Source organism: Zhongshania antarctica (genome assembly GCF_014202945.1).
Taxonomy (GTDB): domain Bacteria; phylum Pseudomonadota; class Gammaproteobacteria; order Pseudomonadales; family Spongiibacteraceae; genus Spongiibacter; species Spongiibacter antarcticus.
Genome location: NZ_JACHHW010000001.1, coordinates 384244 through 401575, shown reverse-complemented (window position 1 = coordinate 401575; position 17332 = coordinate 384244). Strand labels below are relative to the sequence as shown.

The window sequence follows — 17332 nt, the reverse complement described above, 5'->3', positions numbered from 1 at the left end:
TTTTGTAAACAGTTTAGGTCGCCGCTATCAATAATTGTAAGCCACTAACAGCTGTCGTTTGGATTGCTGTGGGGTTTTTTAGCTCCCCCGCTTCATACGCATGATGCCCTCTTGGGTGCTGCTGGCCACTAATCTTCCGGCGCGATCATAAATCTTGCCGCGCACAAATCCTCGGCCGTTAGAGGCGCTGGGGCTGTCCATGTCGTAGAGCAGCCAGTCGTTAAAATCAAATGGACGGTGATACCACATGCTGTGGTCGATGGTAGCCATGCGCATATCCTCGGTCATAAACGACACATTGTGAGGGTGGCTCGCGGTAGATAAAAAACAAAAGTCTGATGCGTAGGCTAATAGGTAATTGTGTACGCAGGGATCGTTGGGTAGCGGGCCGTTTGGTTTCATCCACATGCGCTTATGATTGCTTGGCATGTTAGGGTCGTCATGACCGACTGCACGAAAATCGATGGCGCGAACGGCATTAAATTTGGGCAGCCACTCTTCGGGTGTCAAGCGTATCGCCTCCGCAGATAACTCCATTTCCTTTGGTAGGTTTTCTGGTGGCGGCACGTCAGGCATTTCTGATTGGTGATCAAAGCTGTCGATATTGAGCTGAAATGAGCTGGTCATAAAAAAGATGGTTTGGCCACGCTGCACCGCTTTAACGCGACGGTTGGAGATGGTGCCGGCGTCGAGATTGCTTTCCACCTCAAAAATAATGGGGTGTTCGGGGTCCCCCGGCCGCAAAAAATAGGAGTGGAAGGAGTGAATGTGGCGCTTGGGGTCGACCTGTTGCGCCGCGGCGGAAAGTGCTTGCGCAATAACTTGGCCGCCGTATACCCGACCCCAGTCGGTGGCTTCGGACTGTCCTCTGTACAGGTTTTCGTTAATTTTTTCTAGGCCGAGTAGCGCGATGACTTGCTGCAGTGGGTCTGACATGAATAGCTCTCCTTGTCGTCTTAATTGACGGTAATGCTTTTTAATACCTTGCGGACTGGGTCCGGTATGGGCACGGGCCGATTGCTTTGACGGTCGACATAAACATGGACAAAGCGACCGAGGGCCGCCGCGTCTGTGTCGTTATTGCGAAATAGCGCGGTTTCATAGCGCACACTGCTATTACCTAAATGGACCACCTTTAGACCGACACTCACTTTGTCAGGAAAACTCACCGAAGAAAAGTATTGGCACTGAGTTTCAATTACTAGACCAATCGCAGGGCTAGTTGCAATATCGAGGACGCCGCTGTTAATTAAATGCTCATTGACGGCGGTATCGAAAAAGGAATAATAAATCACGTTGTTTACGTGTTGGTACACGTCGTTGTCGTGCCAGCGGGTTTGAATTTCACAAAAATGGGGGTAGTCGTCACGTGTGGGCACGGGGGCTTTCTCGCTCATAAGGCCTCCTTGTATAGGGCTTTTGCATCGGCCAAACTTATTTCCCTAGGGTTGTTAATGAGCAGCCGTGTTTGCTTCATGGCGTCTTCAGCCAAATTGTCGACATCTTGTTCGCTAATGCCGACGTCGCTAAGGCGCGTGGCAATTCCCAGCTCAGCGGGCAGGGTTTGCAAATATTCAATCAGCATACTTGCCCGGCGAAAGCCGCTGCCGCTGGCGGCGGGGTAGACCACCTCGGCGAGTTCTGCGTACAGGGCTTCAGCCTCGCTCCTATTAAAGCGCAATACCGGCCCTAGCATTAATGAATTAGACAGACCGTGGGGAACGTGGAAGCGGGCACCCACTGGGTAGGCTAGGGCGTGCACACCGCCCACAGGGGCGTTGGCGAAGGCCATGCCCGCCAAACAGGCGCCGAGCAGCATATTTTCCCGCGCTTGAATATTATTGCCGTGTTCGCAGGCGGTATGAATATTGGCGGCGAGCAAGCGCAGGGCATCTTTGGCCAAGGCGTCTGAAATGGGGTTTTTAAGGCGTTTGCTGGTATAGGCTTCTATGGCATGCACCATGGCATCGATACCGGTTGCGGCTGTGACTGCGGGGGGCAAGCCGAGTGTTAGCCTTGCGTCGAGCAGGGCAACATCAGGTAACAACAAGGGTGACACCACGCCTTTTTTTTCATTTGCGCCGGTGGTAACAATGGCAATGGCGGTGACTTCTGATCCTGTACCCGCGGTGGTTGGCACCAGTATTAACGGTAGGCGGGGCCCTTTGGCTTGGTTGACACCATAAATATCCGCAAGCGATTGGCTGCCGTAGACAAGCAGGGCGATTAACTTGGCAACGTCCATGGAGCTTCCGCCGCCAAAACCAATAACACAGTCGGCGTTGGCGGCCTTCGCGGCGGCGATGCCGGCAAAAATGACTGATTCTGGCGGGTCGGCGACCACATCTGAAAATACGCTGACCTTAATATTATGTTGCGTAAAATCCGTTAGTGCAGCGTCGAGTAACTGCGCGGCCAGTACACCTGGGTCGGTAACAATCAATACCGACTCACAGTGTAAGTCGCGCACCCGAGACGCGATATTGGCCGCCGCGCCCCGCTCTACAACAATCGACTTGGTAGTGTGGAACTCAAATGTACTCATGCTCGGCCTCCCTCTGTCGCGCTCAACTCTTTATTTATGTCGCCTTTCGGCTAGTTGAGTGCGTTAAAAACGATAGCCAAAGCCCAGTTTGGCAACTGGGAAGAACTTCAGAGACTCCATGTCCTCCTCAATCTCCCGCTCCTCGTCGTCAAGCTGGGAACGGCAGGATTCAGTGTTATTACACGAGCCGGTGGTCTGTATGTCGGCGTTAGCCTTGCCTAAAAATGCCACGCCCAAGTCGGCACTAATAAACCAGCTCTTACCTTGCTGAAATGCCCAGCCTAAGCCGATATAAGGCGCAATCCTCTCCTCAAAGTCGATGGTAATGTCGACCTCTCCAATATCACTGCCGGATACGCTGCTGCCGCCAACCTCGCAGCTATTCGCGACAGGCACTGTGCCAGCGGTGTTGGTTTTACAATTGGTGGTGAGCTTGGTGCCACTATTATTGAGTAATAAACCCGCAGTGAGTCGAAACCGACCTTGGTATGGGTACCAATCCGCCATAAGGCTGCCATTTTTCAGGTCTAAATCGCCTTCATACGTTAATTCATCGCCAGGCACACCGTTTTCGTCCTCTGGCTTAAAGTCAAAGTCAGTCGCAAATTGCTGCCAGCCAGCCCGCACACCAAAAGCTGGGCTAAGTTTATAGCCCAATTCAATGCCTGGCCCAATAGTGGAGATGTGCGTCGATACGCTGACTTCTGCCTGTAAATTACCGGTCGCAGCAAGCATGATTAGAGCTACGCTAAGCGCTTTTATGACCGGCGATAGCGAGCGATGAGTGTTGGTTTGTGATGAACAGCGCAAGGAGCCTCCAGAGTAAACAGTGCGAATTTTAGCAAGACAAACATTATAGCCGAGTGTCTGTTCAGGTCTATGTTTACGGCGAAGTCTGCGCTTAGCGGCCAGGTTTGCGAAGGAGCAGAATTAAGGCTACCCAGTAGCGAGCGCCTCGCATACACTTAGATTTTTGTGCAGTGTCCATAATAATGCCAGTGTCAGATTTGCCAGCAGCGTCGGAGCGAGCAGTAAATAGCTCGGCCTTTAAAGCCTTGTTTCAGGCGGCGGAAGCTTTGGGCGCTGATATTACGGCATTGTTCAGTGAGATGGGCGTCACCCTAAGTGAGCTAGAAGACAGCGATCGTCGTTACCCTGTGGGCGATCTTTTCCGTCTTTATGAACTGGTAGCCCAGAAAGTCGCAAGCCCAGATATTGGTCTATATATTGGTCGCATCGACTACGTCAACCGCTTGAACCTCCAGCTCTACGCCTGTTCCGCCTGTACAACCTTTCGTGAATACCTCAATGTCATGCCCAGTGTCTTGCGAATTGTGGGCGATATTGGTGAGGTTAAGGTACGCAGAGAGGGCGAATTTATTCGTTTAGATTGGCAGCCTTTGGCGCCAGAGAGCGCCATTCAGCGCTACCTGAGTGATTCATCCCTGTCGGTTGCGGCGGCGATTGTGAATTCCGTGTGCGTGCGGCCAATACCGATACGGGCTGCGCATTTCAGCTACGCCGAGCCCGCCGACCTGAATTTGTTAAAACAGCAGTTTGGTGACTGTTTACGCTTTGATCAGCCAACCAGTTGCGTGTATTTAGATCGGGCCTGTCTTGATTATGCCCTGATAAAATTGGATGCAAATTGGGTTCAAGCCCTGGCTCAGCCGATTCGCTATTTGTTTGAAGACAATAGCGACAGCAATGACTTTATTGTTGCCGTGCGCAAAACGCTGCTGCGTTTGCTGCCCAGTGGCGATATGAACATCGACAAGGCAGCTGAAGCTCTTAATATCTCGCGGCGTACCTTACAGCGCCGCTTAGCTGAGCAGGGCACCCAGTTCTTACAGGTATTACAGGAATTGCGCGCCGAGCTTGCGATTCAATACCTTAGTGATGAGCGCCTGAGTATCACTGATATCGCCTTTTTATTGGGCTATATGGATCAGAGCTCCTTCTCTGGCGCATTTCGTAGCTGGCACGGCCAGTCGCCGCGAGATTATCGCAAAAAATAGCCTCGCGCCTCTCATTGGCACTCATTCCCGACTCTGCTGGCACCTTTGCCCAAGCCTAATTCTGCAGAGCCGCTAGACTAACTTGGCGTTTTAAATAACAAGCTAAAGTGAGTGAACACAATGTCATTAAATTTTGATAGCGCGCGTCTGTATAACCCCTATTTACGCCCCGAACATGAAGAGTGGCGTACTCAGCTGCGCAAATGGTTAGAAAAGGAAGTCGTACCATTTCTTGATGACTGGGAAGAGGCGGGCAAAGTGCCCGACAGCCTCTGGCAAAAAGCTGCCGACATTGGTGTGTTGCAACTGGGTTACCCTGAAGTCTATGGTGGTATTTCAGAGGGTATTGACCAATGGCACGTCAACATCACAAATGAAGAATTTACCCGCGCCGGTTCTGCGGGTGGGCTTATCAGTAATTTACTTATTCACGGTATTGGCCTGCCGCCAGTAATGAATTACGGCAGTGAGGCATTAAAGCAAATGGTCGCGCCGCCGGTTCTGGCCGGAGAAAAGCGTATATCGCTGGGTATCACTGAGCCGTCTGGTGGCTCAGATGTGGCCAGTATCACCACTACGGCTGTTCGTGACGGCGACCACTATATTGTTAATGGCAGTAAAACCTTTATCTCTGGGGTGATGGGCGCCGACTGGGTGTCTACTGCGGTGCGCACTGGCGGGGAGGGTGGCCGAGGTGTGTCGATGTTATTAATCCCAACCGACTTACCGGGAGTGGCAAGAACGCCGCTAAATCGAAAACAGGGTTGGTGGTGCGCCGACACCGGCACCATTTATTTTGATAATGTGCGAGTACCTGCCGAGAATTTACTGGGCGAAGAGGGCCAGGGCTTTTGGGTTATTATGACCAATTTCAATCCAGAGCGCTTAAGTTTGGCGGTGACCATGGAAGCGGCTGCGCGCGCCTGTTTAGAAGACGCCGTAGAGTGGGCGCAGCAGCGTAAAACCTTTGGTAAACGTTTGGCCGACCACCAAGTGATTCGCCACAAGATCGCGAGCATGAAGCAAAAAATCAATGCCACTCAAGCCTACTTGCAATACCTCACTCAGGCCGCCATTGAGGGCCGCTGCGACCCTGGCGATTTAGCTATGGCCAAAGTTCAAGCCAGCGAAACCATGGAGTACTGCGCGCGGGAGGCGAGTCAGATACTTGGTGGCGCCAGTTATTTGCGGGGCAATCGCGTAGAGCGCTTTTATCGTGAAGTGCGGGTTAACGCCATTGGTGGCGGCTCCGAAGAAATTATGCGCGATCTTGCCGCGCGCCAATATAAGCTTTAAGGACACCAATCATGGCAGCAATATTGAGCCCTAAAACTAAACCAAAATTATGGCATTGCTACACCTCACGGTCCCTTCGCGCACTATGGGCGCTAGAGGAAATGGGAATTGAGCATGAGCTAGAAGTGCTGCCGTTCCCGCCGCGGATGTTTCAGCGCGACTACCTCGACGTCAATGCACTGGGCACGGTCCCGTATTTTGTCGATGGCGATACCCACATGACGGAGTCCTCGGCGATTGGTCTGTATTTGGTAGAGCGCTACCAGCGTTATGACTTTGGCTTGAAAGTAGACCACCCGGAATACGGCGACTACCTTAATTGGCTGTTTCACAGCGATGCCACGCTCACCTTTCCGCAAACCTTGGTTTTGCGCTATTCGCAATTAGAGCCGCCGGAACGCCGTCAGCCCCAAGTGGTAGAGGATTATTACAAATGGTTTTTAGCGCGGCTCAAACGCTTGAATAACCATATAGCAGGGCGGGAGTTTCTCTGCGCTGAGCGCTTTACGGTGGCCGATATTGCCGTGGCCTATGCCTTATACCTCGGTGATGGTTTAGGTCTGTCGCAGTTTTATGAACCTCAAGTGCTAGATTATTTTCAACGTATGACGGCGAGAGCCGCTTTTCAAAAAACTGAGGCCATTGGCAAAGAGACGTCCTTGTTTTCGCCAACACCGTATCCGTTTGCGAATGTACCCAATTTATTCGGCTAAGCGCTGCAAATATAAATAATATGGAGTCATCATGAAATTTACCGAAGAACACAATGCCATACGCGAAACCATCGCCCGCTTTATTGATACCGAAATTAACCCCTATGCAGATCAGTGGGAGGCCGAAGGTATTTTTCCGGCCCATGAATTGTTTAAAAAAATGGGAAATCTCGGCTTACTGGGCATAGCTAAACCCGTCGAGTATGGCGGCATGGGCTTAGATTACAGCTACCAAATCGTGTTCTCCGAGGAGCTGGGCCGCATCGCCAGCGGCGGTGTGTCGATGGGCATTGGTGTGCAAACCGATATGGCAACACCCGCCTTGGCGCGCTTTGGCAGCGACGAACTGCGCCGTGAGTTTTTAGTTCCCGCTATTGCTGGTGATGCGGTATTTTCTATTGCTGTGAGTGAGCCCCACGCCGGTTCCGATGTAGCGGCAATTAAAACTACGGCCAAAAAAGACGGTGATGATTACGTTATTAACGGTACTAAAATGTGGATTACCAACTCCACCCAAGCCGACTATTTGTGCTTGCTTGCCAATACTAGTGACGATAAACCGCACCTCAATAAATCGCTGATTATTGTGCCCACCAATACCCCCGGTGTGTCATTTTCTGAACGCCTGAATAAGCTGGGTATGCGGTCTTCAGATACCGCTCAAGTTTTCTTTGACGATGTGCGAGTGCCACAAAAAAACCTGATTGGTGAAGAGGGGCACGGCTTTATCTATCAAATGCTGCAATTTCAAGAAGAGCGTTTATTTGCCGCGGCTGGTGGCTTAAAGGGCATGGAAGACTGCATAAACAAAACCATTGAATATACTCGCGATCGCCAGATCTTCGGTCAGTCAGTACTCGACAATCAAGTAGTGCACTTCCGCATGGCGGAGCTACAAACCGAAGTTGAAGCCCTGCGCGCCTTAGTCTACAACGCCGTAGAAGGCTATATCGACGGCGAAGATGTTACCCGCAAAGCATCTATGGCCAAACTAAAGGTTGGTCGCTTGCTGCGCGAAGTCAGCGACAGCTGCATGCAGTACTGGGGCGGCATGGGCTATATGTGGGACAACCCCGTTGCCCGTGCCTACCGAGATAGCCGGCTCACCTCAATCGGTGGTGGCGCCGACGAAGTGATGCTCAGTATTATTTGTAAGACCATGGGGATATTACCTAGCCGCAAGAAATAAATCCCGCATTCAAAGTACATGGCCTAGCCAAGGATGGCTAACTTAGGGCCAGCAATATGCTGCTCTCAAAGATATTGTGTTACGCATCATTACTAGTTACCAAACCAGAACGTTGTGGGTTTTTGCGAATTTTAAAAACTGCAAAGTTGCAGCTGCTTTTTACCGTTAAATAACAAGATCTGTTACAGTACCGCGCAGCTATTAATGGCAGTAATCGTTGCTGAATTTAGTTTAAATTGTGCTTTGCCACATAATGTGTGTAGTCGTTTTTTTGTCTTTAGCAATGATGTCGAGAGTAAAATTCATGGAAACAGCAGAAAGCGTGGCAGTGATCTCTGCGGGGGTATTTTTCCTTGTTGGTTTGTTGTCCGGTATCTGGAAATACCAGCAAATTATGGCTTCTGAAAATGGCCAAGCGCATCCCTATGTCGATATATGTCATCGCTCGTCATTGCTGTATGCGTTTGCCGCTATCTTACTTGCTAAATTTGTTGAAATAAGTCAGCTGCCTAGCATGGTAGAGACCGTCGCGGTAAGCGCGGTTTTGCTTTATTTTGCCAGCGCTATATTTACTTACTTTATCCATGGGCTTTTGCAAGATACTGATAATCAACTAAAGCCACCTTTTCACGTTGGTAAAGCTAGCATATCGTCAAAACTTATTTCGGTACACATGTGGATGCTTATCGCAGCAGAAGTGCTTGGTTTTCTTGTTCTGTTTTACGGTGTGATAGTGGCGCTTATCTAGTCGTGAAATATGCTTAAAGTAAGTTCGGCCTAGGGGCTGGGAATTTAGTATGAAATATTATCTACTGCGGTAAATATATGAGTAACACCCTGATTTATTCATCAGTAATGCTGGTCGCTGGATTGGGTATTCCCGTTATGGCTGCGCTCAACGGTGGTCTGGGCGAAAGGCTACAGAGCCCAGCCCACGCGGCAGCCATACTGTTTTTTATAGGCTTGATCTTAGCAACAGCCTACCTGCTTGCAACTGTAGGCCTACCGGCCAATTTGTTTGGTACAGATACTCCCCGGTACTTGTATTTTGGTGGCTTTTTTGTCGTATTCTATATTTTGAGTATAACGTGGGTTGCACCGCGCTTTGGCGTATCTAATGCGATTTCCTTTGTGTTGCTTGGGCAGCTCATCGCAATGACTATTATCGATCACTTTGGTCTTCTCGGTGTTCAAAAATATGCGTTCGGTGCTCAACGAGGCGTCGGCCTAGTATTAATGGCTTTGGGTGTGTTTATGGTGCTGAACAAGACGCCAAAGGTATAGTCGCGGGCGAATTTTGTATTACTTAGCAATGCCAGGGACAAAATCTGACCATGATTAAACAATCGCTATACTGCAGTACTTTTGTCATTTAATAAAAGTTATTCCTAAGGAGAGAAATAATATGAAACTAGAATCAATCGCCCTGCACCAAGGTTACACGTCGGAAGCAACAACAAAAGCCGCAGCCGTGCCAATTTACCAAACAACCTCTTATACCTTTGATGACACCCAGCACGGTGCCGATTTATTTGACCTCAAAGTGCCGGGTAATATTTACACCCGTATTATGAACCCCACAACGGACGTGTTGGAGCAGCGTATCGCGGCAATGGAAGGCGGCGTTGGTGCGCTTTGTGTTGCCTCGGGTATGGCGGCGATCACTTACGCGATTCAGTGCATATGTGAAGTTGGCGATAATATTGTGAGTACCAGCCAATTGTACGGCGGCACTTACAACTTCTTTGCACACTCATTGCCGCGTCAGGGTGTTGAGGCGAGAATGATCTCGCACGACGATTATGCGGGCTTCGAAAATGCCATTGACGACAAGACCAAGGCCATTTTTTGCGAATCTATAGGTAACCCAGCGGGCAATGTTGTTGATATTGTTCGTCTAGCTGAAATAGCGCATAAACATGGCGTGCCATTGATTGTTGATAACACCGTTGCTACCCCTTATTTATGCCGACCATTTGAGTTGGGGGCAGATATTGTGGTGCACTCACTCACCAAATACATCGGCGGCCACGGCACCTCGATCGGCGGCGCGATAGTTGATTCGGGTAAGTTTGACTGGGTGGCAAATAAAAAGCGTTTTCCGATTTTAAACGAACCCGACCCGTCTTATCACGGTGTTGTATACACCGAAGCCTTGGGCGCAGCTGCCTATATAGGACGCTGTCGTGTTGTGCCCCTGCGGAATACTGGCGCAGCACTCTCACCAATGAATGCCTTTCAGCTTTTACAGGGCTTAGAAACATTGGGTCTGCGTATGGAACGTCATTGCGAAAATGCTGAGAAGCTTGCCGTATTCCTGCAACAACATGAGAAGGTTGAGTGGGTTAATTATGCTGCGTTGCCCGATAGCCCTTATTACGCAAGCTGTCAGAAAATCACTAACGGCAAAGCCTCTGGTATTTTAAGTTTTGGTGTTACGGGGGGAATTGAAGCCTGCACGCGGTTTATTGATTCGCTACAGATGATTTTACGCCTAGTGAATATTGGCGACGCAAAGTCGCTGGCGTGTCACCCGGCCTCGACAACCCACAGACAGTTGAATGAAAAGGAACTTGCTTCTGCGGGTGTCAGTACTGATTTGATTCGAATTTCAGTGGGTATTGAACACATCGACGATATTATTGCTGACGTTAGCCAGGCGCTGGATAAGGCTTAAGAGGCGCTATCCCTCCCTCCACGGCAAGTTTTGCTCTGGGGGGAGTGTACTAAGCGTGCCTCGCAAAGCGTGAGTGCTACGCTTGGGTTTTCGCGTTCATGTTCCTGCACTTTAAGATGTGATTTCTATGTTGGTACTTGATCGCCAATAGGTGCTTAACTCATTGACCAGCTGCCACGCACGAAAGCCGTTATTGGCACGCGCTCTCCCGGAAAATGACCTAATCTATTTGCTGATGAATGGCGTATGCTAAATATAGCGTCAAATACACAGCCAAGGTCTTGTCTATGAATTTTCTTATTACTGGCGGTACCGGCTTTATTGGCAGCGCATTATGTGCTCATCTACGCCAGCAAGGTCATTACATTGTCATTAAAACTCGCCGCCCAGAACTGATTAACGACAATATGACGGGCGTTGAGCACCTGAGCGAGATTAGCCCGGATGTCAGCTTTGATGTCGTCATCAATCTTGCTGGCGAGCCGATTGCGGATAAACGATGGTCAGACTCACAAAAGCAAAAGCTTGTAGACAGCCGGGTAGCGGTGACAGACGAAATTATCACCTATTTAACCCATGCCAAGACAAGGCCCGCCGTATTTATAAGTGCTTCCGCCATAGGCTATTACGGCACTGGCCTCACCGACGAGGTGATAGATGAAAGCTGTGGTGGTGATGACAGTTTCGCCAGCCGCCTTTGTGCCCAATGGGAGGCCAGCGCTCTAGCGGCCGAGGCTCTCGGTATTCGCACGTGCTTGCTGCGCATCGGTATTGTTTTAGGTGGCAAGGGTGGGGCATTGCAAAAGATGATACCGCCCTTTAGCTTGGGCTTTGGCGGACGAATTGGCTCTGGAGTGCAGTGGATGCCGTGGATACATTTGCAAGACCTCATCGGGATCATTGACCACTGCATAGCCAATAGCCACATTCAGGGCCCGGTCAATTGTACCGCGCCGAATCCGGTGACGAACAAGGATTTCACTACCACTTTGGGGAAATGTTTAAAGCGGCCCACCATCTTGCCGATGCCGTCCTTTGTCATAAACGTTTTAATGGGCGAGATGGGGCGGGAGTTGATACTGGCTGGCAAGCAGGTGCGGCCCGTTAAGCTTGAACAACTGGGTTTTAAATTTAAATATGAATATTTAGAGACAGCGTTGGCAAGTGTATTGTGAGCGCAAGCAGGGGTGTATCAAGGTCATTGGCGTGGTATGCAAAGCCTCGATCAGCTTAATACCTTACTGTATCGAAGCAATTGTCTATTCCTCCCAATCCTTAAAATAATTTATCAAATGATCGATGGCCAGTCGGGCCCGCATGGGCAGAAACCGACGATTTTGGTAGACGATCCAGCTGCCGGCGCCTTTGCTCCAATAGGGTTCTAGTACTGGGCTCAATGTGCCCGAATTAATCGACTGCAAAAAATTGATCTTTGGCATGTAGGCGATACCGAGGTGTTGCTCGCAGGCGTTTACGACTGCGTGGGCATTATTGCTTTTCCAGCGACCGTTCACTTTTACGTAAAGCGCGGTGCCATCGTGCTCAAATTGCCAGTGGTTGTTGTTGGACACAATGCAGTTATGCGCCTTAAGTTGATTGGGATGAGTAGGGGTGCCGTGTTGTTTTAGGTATTGGGGACTGGCTACGGCCATCAAGGGGCGGGGGAGTAAGCGCCGTGCCACTAAGCCAGAATCCTCTAATTTCCCGTAGCGAATGGCGAAGTCTATGCCGTCTTCAATGAGATTAATTTTGTGGCTATTAAAGTCAATGTCGACGGTCAGCTCTGGGTGCTGTTGGGCAAACTCGATCAGCGCTGGCACAACATAGCGCTCGGCAAAGGGGCCGGCCGCGCTGACTCGCAGAGTGCCATTGAGCTGAACTTGCTGAGCGTTGATTTGTTCATTGGCTTGTTGCAATCCGTCGACTAGGTCGCGGCACTGGCGGTAATAGGCCTGACCGGCTTCGGTGAGACTTACGCTGCGGGTCGTGCGCGCGAGCAGTGCGCTGCCGAGCCGCGCTTCAAGACGGGAAACCTGCCTGCTCACATGGCTGGTGCTGCAGTTCATCTGCTTTGCCGCCGCAGAGAAGCCTTGGCTTTCTGCTACTTCGACAAATTCGATAATACCGTCAAAATTATTCATATCTGACTCGTTGTTGCTGTTTGGCAATAGTGCTTTGTCAAATTACCATATTGTTGCTGAAAGCGCAGTCTAATAAGATAGCTTCATGGTGTAAATACGCCAGCTCAACACATTTAAGGCAGGAGAATTGCAATGAAGAAAATATTGATTCCAGTGACAAACCACGCAACATTAGGTGAAACAGATCAAGCCAATGGCACGTATTCACCTGAGCTTACGCATGCGCTACAGGTATTTTTGGCGGCGGGGCTAGACTACGATATCGCATCGATTAAAGGTGGTAAGGCGCCGTTATACGGTACCGATATTGAGGGCGACAGCGTTAACGAGGCGATTCTAAACAACGAAGAGTTTCAAAATCGGATCAACAACACACTACCGGTCTCGCAGGTAAATATTGCGGACTACGCTGCCGTGTTTTATCCCGGTGGATTTGGCTTGCTGTCGGATTTAGCCACCAACGAAGACTTCGCAAAGCTCAGCGCTAAACATTACGAGAGCGGCGGTGTATTGGCGGCGGTATGTCATGGCCCTGCGGCCTTGCTGCCAATTATATTAAGCACGGGTGAAAAATTGTTAGCCAGCAAATCGGTAACGGGGTTTACGCGCGAAGAAGAAATCGATTACGGAACAATTGCTGATGTTCCCTTTCTATTGGAAGAGTCGCTGGCACGCAGCGCAGCACTTTACAGCAAAGTTCAGCCCTGGGGCGTGTTTGTTATCGAAGCAGATCGAGTGATCACGGGACAGAACCCAGCAAGTGCTCATGCGGTTGGCGAGGCGCTCGTTAGGCAGCTGGCTTAATTCTGGCGGGCTTAGCAAGCCATGTCGTATTTTGCAGGCCGCTTGTCGATGGAAAATACCGGCAAGCGGTCTAGTCTATATTGCTAACAGCGTATTCGCCGTGCCGGCAAATTTTCAGCTATTAAATTAGCTGAACGAGGTATCAACAAATCGAGGTGTATAACAATGAGCGATATTAAACTGCCGGATTATTTGCCGTCGTGGATGAGCGATCATGTGAATGCCTATCTTAACGATGGCGAAGCGGCTCATCTCTGGGACGCGAGCTTGGGTGGCGGCGAGGGGATGTTAACTACCTTGTTGCTGACGACCACTGGCCGGAAGTCCGGTAAGACCTTAATTATTCCGCTAATTTACCGGCCAAGCGGAGATGGCGGTTTTTGTGTAATCGCTTCCAAGGGCGGTGCGCCAGCGCATCCCGCGTGGTTTTTAAACCTGCAAGCGAATCAAGATATTACCGTGAAAGTGGCCAATGACGAGTTTAAAGCCATTGCGAAGGTCGCCGCAGGTGAAGAGCGAGCAAGGCTGTGGAATTTGATGGAAGCGTATTTTGCGCCCTATGCCAGCTATAAAGCAGCAACTGATCGTGAAATTCCGGTGGTTGTATTTTATCCGGCCTAACTTATTGAGGTCCTTGTTTTGCGTAAAAGTGGGGTATTGCAATAAGGTGATGGTTTAATTTTGATTGAATACTCCTCTAACAAGAGCGTACTTAATTATGAAAAGCCGAGGTTCTTGTCTCTGTGGTGAAGTCGCTTTTGAATTTATTGGCGACTTCCAAAAATTCTTTCTCTGCCATTGCGAGTATTGTCGTAAAGGTTCTGGCTCCGCTCATGGGGCTAATTTATTTGGCCGTGGGGGAGAGTTACTATGGTTACAAGGTAAAGACAGCGTATCCGTTTTTGGATTGCCAAATACCCGGCATCAGCGCAGCTTCTGTTCGATTTGTGGTTCGGCGCTGCCCTATATTTTAAGTGGCAAGGACGTGGTTGTTGTTCCTGCGGGTAGTTTAGACGGTGATGTCGCGCTTATGCCCCAAGCTCACCTTTTTACGGCGAGCAAGGCAAATTGGGATAATGCGCTAGAAGCGATTCAGTGCTTTGCGGGATTTCCGAACTAATATTGTAGTCGATTTACGCTATTGATTTTGCTGCTGCAGTAAGTAGATCGCCACAGGAGGCGACCTACTTACGCTATTTTTTTAAAACTCTTGGCGCAGATCAATGCCAAACATACGAGGTTCGCCCCAACCTTCGTTGTAAACACCAGACGAGTCTGCCACGGCAACTACACCGATTCGGTAGCGCTCGTCGCTAAGGTTTTTAACCCATGCCGAGACACTCAGATCACCTTCTGGGTTTTGCCAACTAAGACGAGCATCGAGCAGTTGATAGGCGGGTTGGCCAGCGGATTTTGCGTCGCGTTTAAAGGCGGCGTAAGACGCGGGATCGAAGCCATAGAAAATCTCGCTTTTATAGCTAAGATCGAGTCGTGAGATAAGTGAGCCGTAGTCCCCAGACCAGCTGTATTGCACACCAACCGCAGCCGATTTGTCTGGCGATACCGGGAAGGTTTCGTTGCGGCGGTCGACGATGTCTTGTCTGCCGAGAATAGCACCCTGTAAGTCCAGTTCGCTGAAGTCCGTGTAGCGATAATTATTGAGGCTTAGGCTGGCGTTAATCTGTAGCTGAACACTCGGTAACCAAAGTAGTTCTAACTCGCCGCCGCGAATTTCAGATTGGCCAGCGTTGCCAAATACCACTACCACGTTTTGGGCCGAGTCGGCGCCAACGGCGATGAGCTGCTGATCTTCAAAGTCCATAGCGTACACCGCGCCATTTAAACGAACACTGCGGTCAAAGGCGTCGATCTTGAAACCGAGCTCGTGGTTGGTCACCACTTCTGGGTCTACGCGCTGTAAGCCGTCAACGCCCCGAGGCTCGAAAAAGCCAGATTTGAAACCGCGGCTCCAGGTTGCGTACACCATGGCACTGTTCAGGGGGCTACTGTCTAGCCAATTGTCGGGTAGGTTGTAGGCTAATGACAGCATTGGCGTGCTTTGGCTAAACGTCTCTTCACGCATTTCCGTGCGTTTGGAATCGGGGTCTAGCGGGTAGTCGATCAATGCGTCGCCATCAGCGTCGGTAAAAATTTGGTTGGCAAGGCCGACGGGGTCATCGAGCCAGCGCAATGGCCCCAAGTAGGGATAAAAGCCTGATGCGCCAGGGCCAAAGACCGCAATATTGCTCGCCGCGCCAAACAGGCCGCCAGTCGTTAACTGCTGGCCAATAGCGTCCATATCAGCTTCAGTGGTGCTGAGCTCGGAGTGACGGCGCTCAGCGGTGACGCGATAACCGAGGGTGATTTCGAGTAGCTCCGTAATATCGAAAGACACTTGGGCGAATATTGCGCCAGTGCTGTTTTCCAGATCAAAATCAGATACCACTAAGGGCGCGCCGATAAAGCCAACAAGTGGAACCGTTCCGCCGGGTAGCGGTTGCGTCGGATTAGTGCTGGCGCCGATTTCGGCGAGGGTTTGGCTGTCTATGCCGCGAAAGGCATTGGATATTGAGAAATTCTCGGTATTGCTTTCTTGCATGGCGAACAAACCTGCGGTGTAGCGTAAACGCTGCCCCATGGCATCGCCATTCAGCTGAATTTCAAAGCTGTAAGAGCGCCGGTCGCTATCTTCAGTATTCATGTAGCTACTCCACAGCGCAGGGCCACCGTCTGGGTCGCTGGCGTGGATGGGCCCCTCTTTTTCGCCCCTCAGGCCCAACACGGTTTTAAGATTGAGCGACTCAGATAACTGCCATTCGGCGGTTGCGGCCAGTAACAGGGTGTCTAGATCTTTGGTTAGCCGAGGAGCGTCTCCGAGGTTGGTCTTCAGGTCACCAAGGCGAGCGCGGGAGTTAGACTCGCAGTTTTCCTTGAACGCGCGCGGGTTAGACGGATCGGTGTCACCGCTGTGTGCTACCCAAAGGCCTTTGTAGTAGAGCGCGTTCTCATTGGGGAGCGTACAGGTGGTGCCGGTCATCATCTCGCGGGTCTTGCCAAGAAACGCCTGGGTGTCGAGGGTAAAACTTTCGCTGGGTTCCCAGCGGGTTTGCAGTAACAGCGACTGACGGTCGTTGCTCGGTGTGTTCCCGCTGGGCCCAATGTCTTCGAGATAACCGTCGTCTTTGGTGATATTGATAGCCGCCCGGGTATAAAAATGATCATTAATTGGGATGTTAATGCCCGCTTTTAGGCGATTCATTGCGTAGTTACCGAGGCCTAATTCGACGTAGGCATCGTCGCTGTCATCGGGCTTGAGGAGACTGACAACCATCGCGCCGCCCGTGGTGTTCTTGCCGAATAGGGTGCCTTGGGGGCCGCGCAGTACTTGTATGCTGCGGATATCGACCGTGTCGAGTAACTGGCCGTCGGAGCGGGGTAGGAACAAGTCGTCAAGATAGACGCCAACAGTGGGGTCTACACGCGCGAAGCCGGTGCGTTCGCCAATACCGCGTATATAGATCTGATTCGCTTGGCCTTTGCGAATTTCCAAGCTGGGAACGGATTTTGTGAGCTCGCTGGTGTTGCTAATACCCCGGTCTCGGAGGTCTTCAGCGCTAATTGCACTTACGGCAATTGGAATGTCTTGCATGCTTTCGCTGCGCTTTCGGGCGGTAACGAGTACTTCTTCAAGCGTACCACTGGCGGCGTGGAGGTCGCTGCAGTTCAGCGCGCTCAGCACTAACAGTGTGATGAAACCCTTGCCGGGTAATGCTTGTCGGCTAATCACGGTGGTAATACCTCTCTGGCGGCTGTGGCGCAACAGCCTTTTGTTATTTTTAAACGCTAGGCTATTATTACACTAAGGTGTATTTATTGTGCAATAGTTGAGCGTTAAATGGCGATTATTTAATTTAGCCGTGTGGCGAGAGTGTGGCGGGAAAGCCCTTTA

The 17332-nt window shown here is 50.6% G+C and carries 17 protein-coding genes; 11 read left to right on the top strand and 6 right to left on the bottom strand.

Features of this window, described 5'->3' with window-relative positions:
- Positions 1-78 precede the first annotated feature (78 nt).
- The 4 genes from HNQ57_RS01805 to HNQ57_RS01790 all read right to left on the bottom strand — a co-directional run bounded on the left by HNQ57_RS01805 (position 79) and on the right by HNQ57_RS01790 (position 3355).
- On the bottom strand, positions 79-936 hold the full coding sequence (locus tag HNQ57_RS01805; RefSeq protein ID WP_184460907.1) for an acyl-CoA thioesterase: 858 nt from the start codon (positions 934-936) through the stop codon (positions 79-81).
- Positions 937-956: 20 nt separating this feature from the next.
- Entirely contained in the window at positions 957-1397 is a 441-nt protein-coding gene (locus tag HNQ57_RS01800) for an acyl-CoA thioesterase (RefSeq protein ID WP_184460906.1), read from the bottom strand.
- Entirely contained in the window at positions 1394-2545 is a 1152-nt protein-coding gene (locus HNQ57_RS01795; RefSeq protein ID WP_184460905.1) for an iron-containing alcohol dehydrogenase, read from the bottom strand. Before HNQ57_RS01795 ends, HNQ57_RS01800 begins: the two co-directional genes overlap by 4 nt.
- Before the next feature lie 63 nt (positions 2546-2608).
- On the bottom strand, positions 2609-3355 hold the full coding sequence (locus HNQ57_RS01790; RefSeq protein WP_184460904.1) for a hypothetical protein: 747 nt from the start codon (positions 3353-3355) through the stop codon (positions 2609-2611).
- A gap of 182 nt (positions 3356-3537) precedes the next feature.
- Between HNQ57_RS01790 and HNQ57_RS01785 the strand changes: the two genes are divergently transcribed.
- From HNQ57_RS01785 to HNQ57_RS01750, 8 genes are all read left to right on the top strand, one after another.
- Positions 3538-4563 (top strand): AraC family transcriptional regulator, encoded by a 1026-nt coding sequence (locus HNQ57_RS01785; RefSeq protein ID WP_184460903.1) that lies wholly within the window; start codon positions 3538-3540, stop codon positions 4561-4563.
- A 120-nt stretch (positions 4564-4683) separates the two neighbouring features.
- Positions 4684-5859: an acyl-CoA dehydrogenase family protein gene (locus HNQ57_RS01780; RefSeq protein ID WP_184460902.1), complete on the top strand. Its 1176-nt coding sequence runs from the start codon at positions 4684-4686 to the stop codon at positions 5857-5859.
- Positions 5860-5870: 11 nt separating this feature from the next.
- Positions 5871-6572 carry a glutathione S-transferase family protein gene (locus HNQ57_RS01775; protein WP_184460901.1) on the top strand — a complete coding sequence of 234 codons (702 nt, stop codon included), beginning with the start codon at positions 5871-5873 and terminating at the stop codon, positions 6570-6572.
- 31 nt (positions 6573-6603) lie between these two features.
- Positions 6604-7761: an acyl-CoA dehydrogenase family protein gene (locus HNQ57_RS01770; RefSeq protein WP_184460900.1), complete on the top strand. Its 1158-nt coding sequence runs from the start codon at positions 6604-6606 to the stop codon at positions 7759-7761.
- 304 nt (positions 7762-8065) lie between these two features.
- Complete coding sequence (locus HNQ57_RS01765) at positions 8066-8509, top strand: hypothetical protein (RefSeq protein ID WP_184460899.1); 444 nt, start codon at positions 8066-8068, stop codon at positions 8507-8509.
- A gap of 77 nt (positions 8510-8586) precedes the next feature.
- Complete coding sequence (locus tag HNQ57_RS01760; protein ID WP_184460898.1) at positions 8587-9045, top strand: DMT family transporter; 459 nt, start codon at positions 8587-8589, stop codon at positions 9043-9045.
- A gap of 121 nt (positions 9046-9166) precedes the next feature.
- Entirely contained in the window at positions 9167-10438 is a 1272-nt protein-coding gene (locus HNQ57_RS01755) for an O-acetylhomoserine aminocarboxypropyltransferase/cysteine synthase family protein (protein ID WP_184460897.1), read from the top strand.
- 287 nt (positions 10439-10725) lie between these two features.
- On the top strand, positions 10726-11613 hold the full coding sequence (locus HNQ57_RS01750) for a TIGR01777 family oxidoreductase (RefSeq protein WP_184460896.1): 888 nt from the start codon (positions 10726-10728) through the stop codon (positions 11611-11613).
- A gap of 84 nt (positions 11614-11697) precedes the next feature.
- Here the strand turns inward: HNQ57_RS01750 and HNQ57_RS01745 are convergent, their stop codons facing one another.
- Entirely contained in the window at positions 11698-12579 is an 882-nt protein-coding gene (locus HNQ57_RS01745; RefSeq protein ID WP_184460895.1) for a LysR family transcriptional regulator, read from the bottom strand.
- Positions 12580-12711: 132 nt separating this feature from the next.
- On the opposite strand from HNQ57_RS01745, the gene HNQ57_RS01740 reads away from it, so the two are divergent.
- From HNQ57_RS01740 to HNQ57_RS01730, 3 genes are all read left to right on the top strand, one after another.
- Entirely contained in the window at positions 12712-13383 is a 672-nt protein-coding gene (locus HNQ57_RS01740; protein ID WP_184460894.1) for a type 1 glutamine amidotransferase domain-containing protein, read from the top strand.
- Between the two features lie 165 nt (positions 13384-13548).
- Complete coding sequence (locus HNQ57_RS01735; protein WP_184460893.1) at positions 13549-14004, top strand: nitroreductase/quinone reductase family protein; 456 nt, start codon at positions 13549-13551, stop codon at positions 14002-14004.
- A gap of 97 nt (positions 14005-14101) precedes the next feature.
- Positions 14102-14503 carry a GFA family protein gene (locus HNQ57_RS01730; RefSeq protein ID WP_184460892.1) on the top strand — a complete coding sequence of 134 codons (402 nt, stop codon included), beginning with the start codon at positions 14102-14104 and terminating at the stop codon, positions 14501-14503.
- 81 nt (positions 14504-14584) lie between these two features.
- Here the strand turns inward: HNQ57_RS01730 and HNQ57_RS01725 are convergent, their stop codons facing one another.
- Positions 14585-17170 (bottom strand): TonB-dependent receptor, encoded by a 2586-nt coding sequence (locus HNQ57_RS01725; protein WP_184460891.1) that lies wholly within the window; start codon positions 17168-17170, stop codon positions 14585-14587.
- Positions 17171-17332: the final 162 nt, after the last annotated feature.

What these genes read in the sequence shown, in the direction of transcription:
- HNQ57_RS01805 (WP_184460907.1), bottom strand. Translation starts at nt 936, where the DNA reads ATGTCAGACCCACTGCAGCAAGTCATCGCGCTACTCGGCCTAGAAAAA.
- HNQ57_RS01800 (WP_184460906.1), bottom strand. Translation starts at nt 1,397, where the DNA reads ATGAGCGAGAAAGCCCCCGTGCCCACACGTGACGACTACCCCCATTTT.
- HNQ57_RS01795 (WP_184460905.1), bottom strand. Translation starts at nt 2,545, where the DNA reads ATGAGTACATTTGAGTTCCACACTACCAAGTCGATTGTTGTAGAGCGG.
- HNQ57_RS01785 (WP_184460903.1), top strand. Translation starts at nt 3,538, where the DNA reads ATGCCAGTGTCAGATTTGCCAGCAGCGTCGGAGCGAGCAGTAAATAGC.
- HNQ57_RS01780 (WP_184460902.1), top strand. Translation starts at nt 4,684, where the DNA reads ATGTCATTAAATTTTGATAGCGCGCGTCTGTATAACCCCTATTTACGC.
- HNQ57_RS01775 (WP_184460901.1), top strand. Translation starts at nt 5,871, where the DNA reads ATGGCAGCAATATTGAGCCCTAAAACTAAACCAAAATTATGGCATTGC.
- HNQ57_RS01770 (WP_184460900.1), top strand. Translation starts at nt 6,604, where the DNA reads ATGAAATTTACCGAAGAACACAATGCCATACGCGAAACCATCGCCCGC.
- HNQ57_RS01765 (WP_184460899.1), top strand. Translation starts at nt 8,066, where the DNA reads ATGGAAACAGCAGAAAGCGTGGCAGTGATCTCTGCGGGGGTATTTTTC.
- HNQ57_RS01760 (WP_184460898.1), top strand. Translation starts at nt 8,587, where the DNA reads ATGAGTAACACCCTGATTTATTCATCAGTAATGCTGGTCGCTGGATTG.
- HNQ57_RS01755 (WP_184460897.1), top strand. Translation starts at nt 9,167, where the DNA reads ATGAAACTAGAATCAATCGCCCTGCACCAAGGTTACACGTCGGAAGCA.
- HNQ57_RS01750 (WP_184460896.1), top strand. Translation starts at nt 10,726, where the DNA reads ATGAATTTTCTTATTACTGGCGGTACCGGCTTTATTGGCAGCGCATTA.
- HNQ57_RS01745 (WP_184460895.1), bottom strand. Translation starts at nt 12,579, where the DNA reads ATGAATAATTTTGACGGTATTATCGAATTTGTCGAAGTAGCAGAAAGC.
- HNQ57_RS01740 (WP_184460894.1), top strand. Translation starts at nt 12,712, where the DNA reads ATGAAGAAAATATTGATTCCAGTGACAAACCACGCAACATTAGGTGAA.
- HNQ57_RS01735 (WP_184460893.1), top strand. Translation starts at nt 13,549, where the DNA reads ATGAGCGATATTAAACTGCCGGATTATTTGCCGTCGTGGATGAGCGAT.
- HNQ57_RS01730 (WP_184460892.1), top strand. Translation starts at nt 14,102, where the DNA reads ATGAAAAGCCGAGGTTCTTGTCTCTGTGGTGAAGTCGCTTTTGAATTT.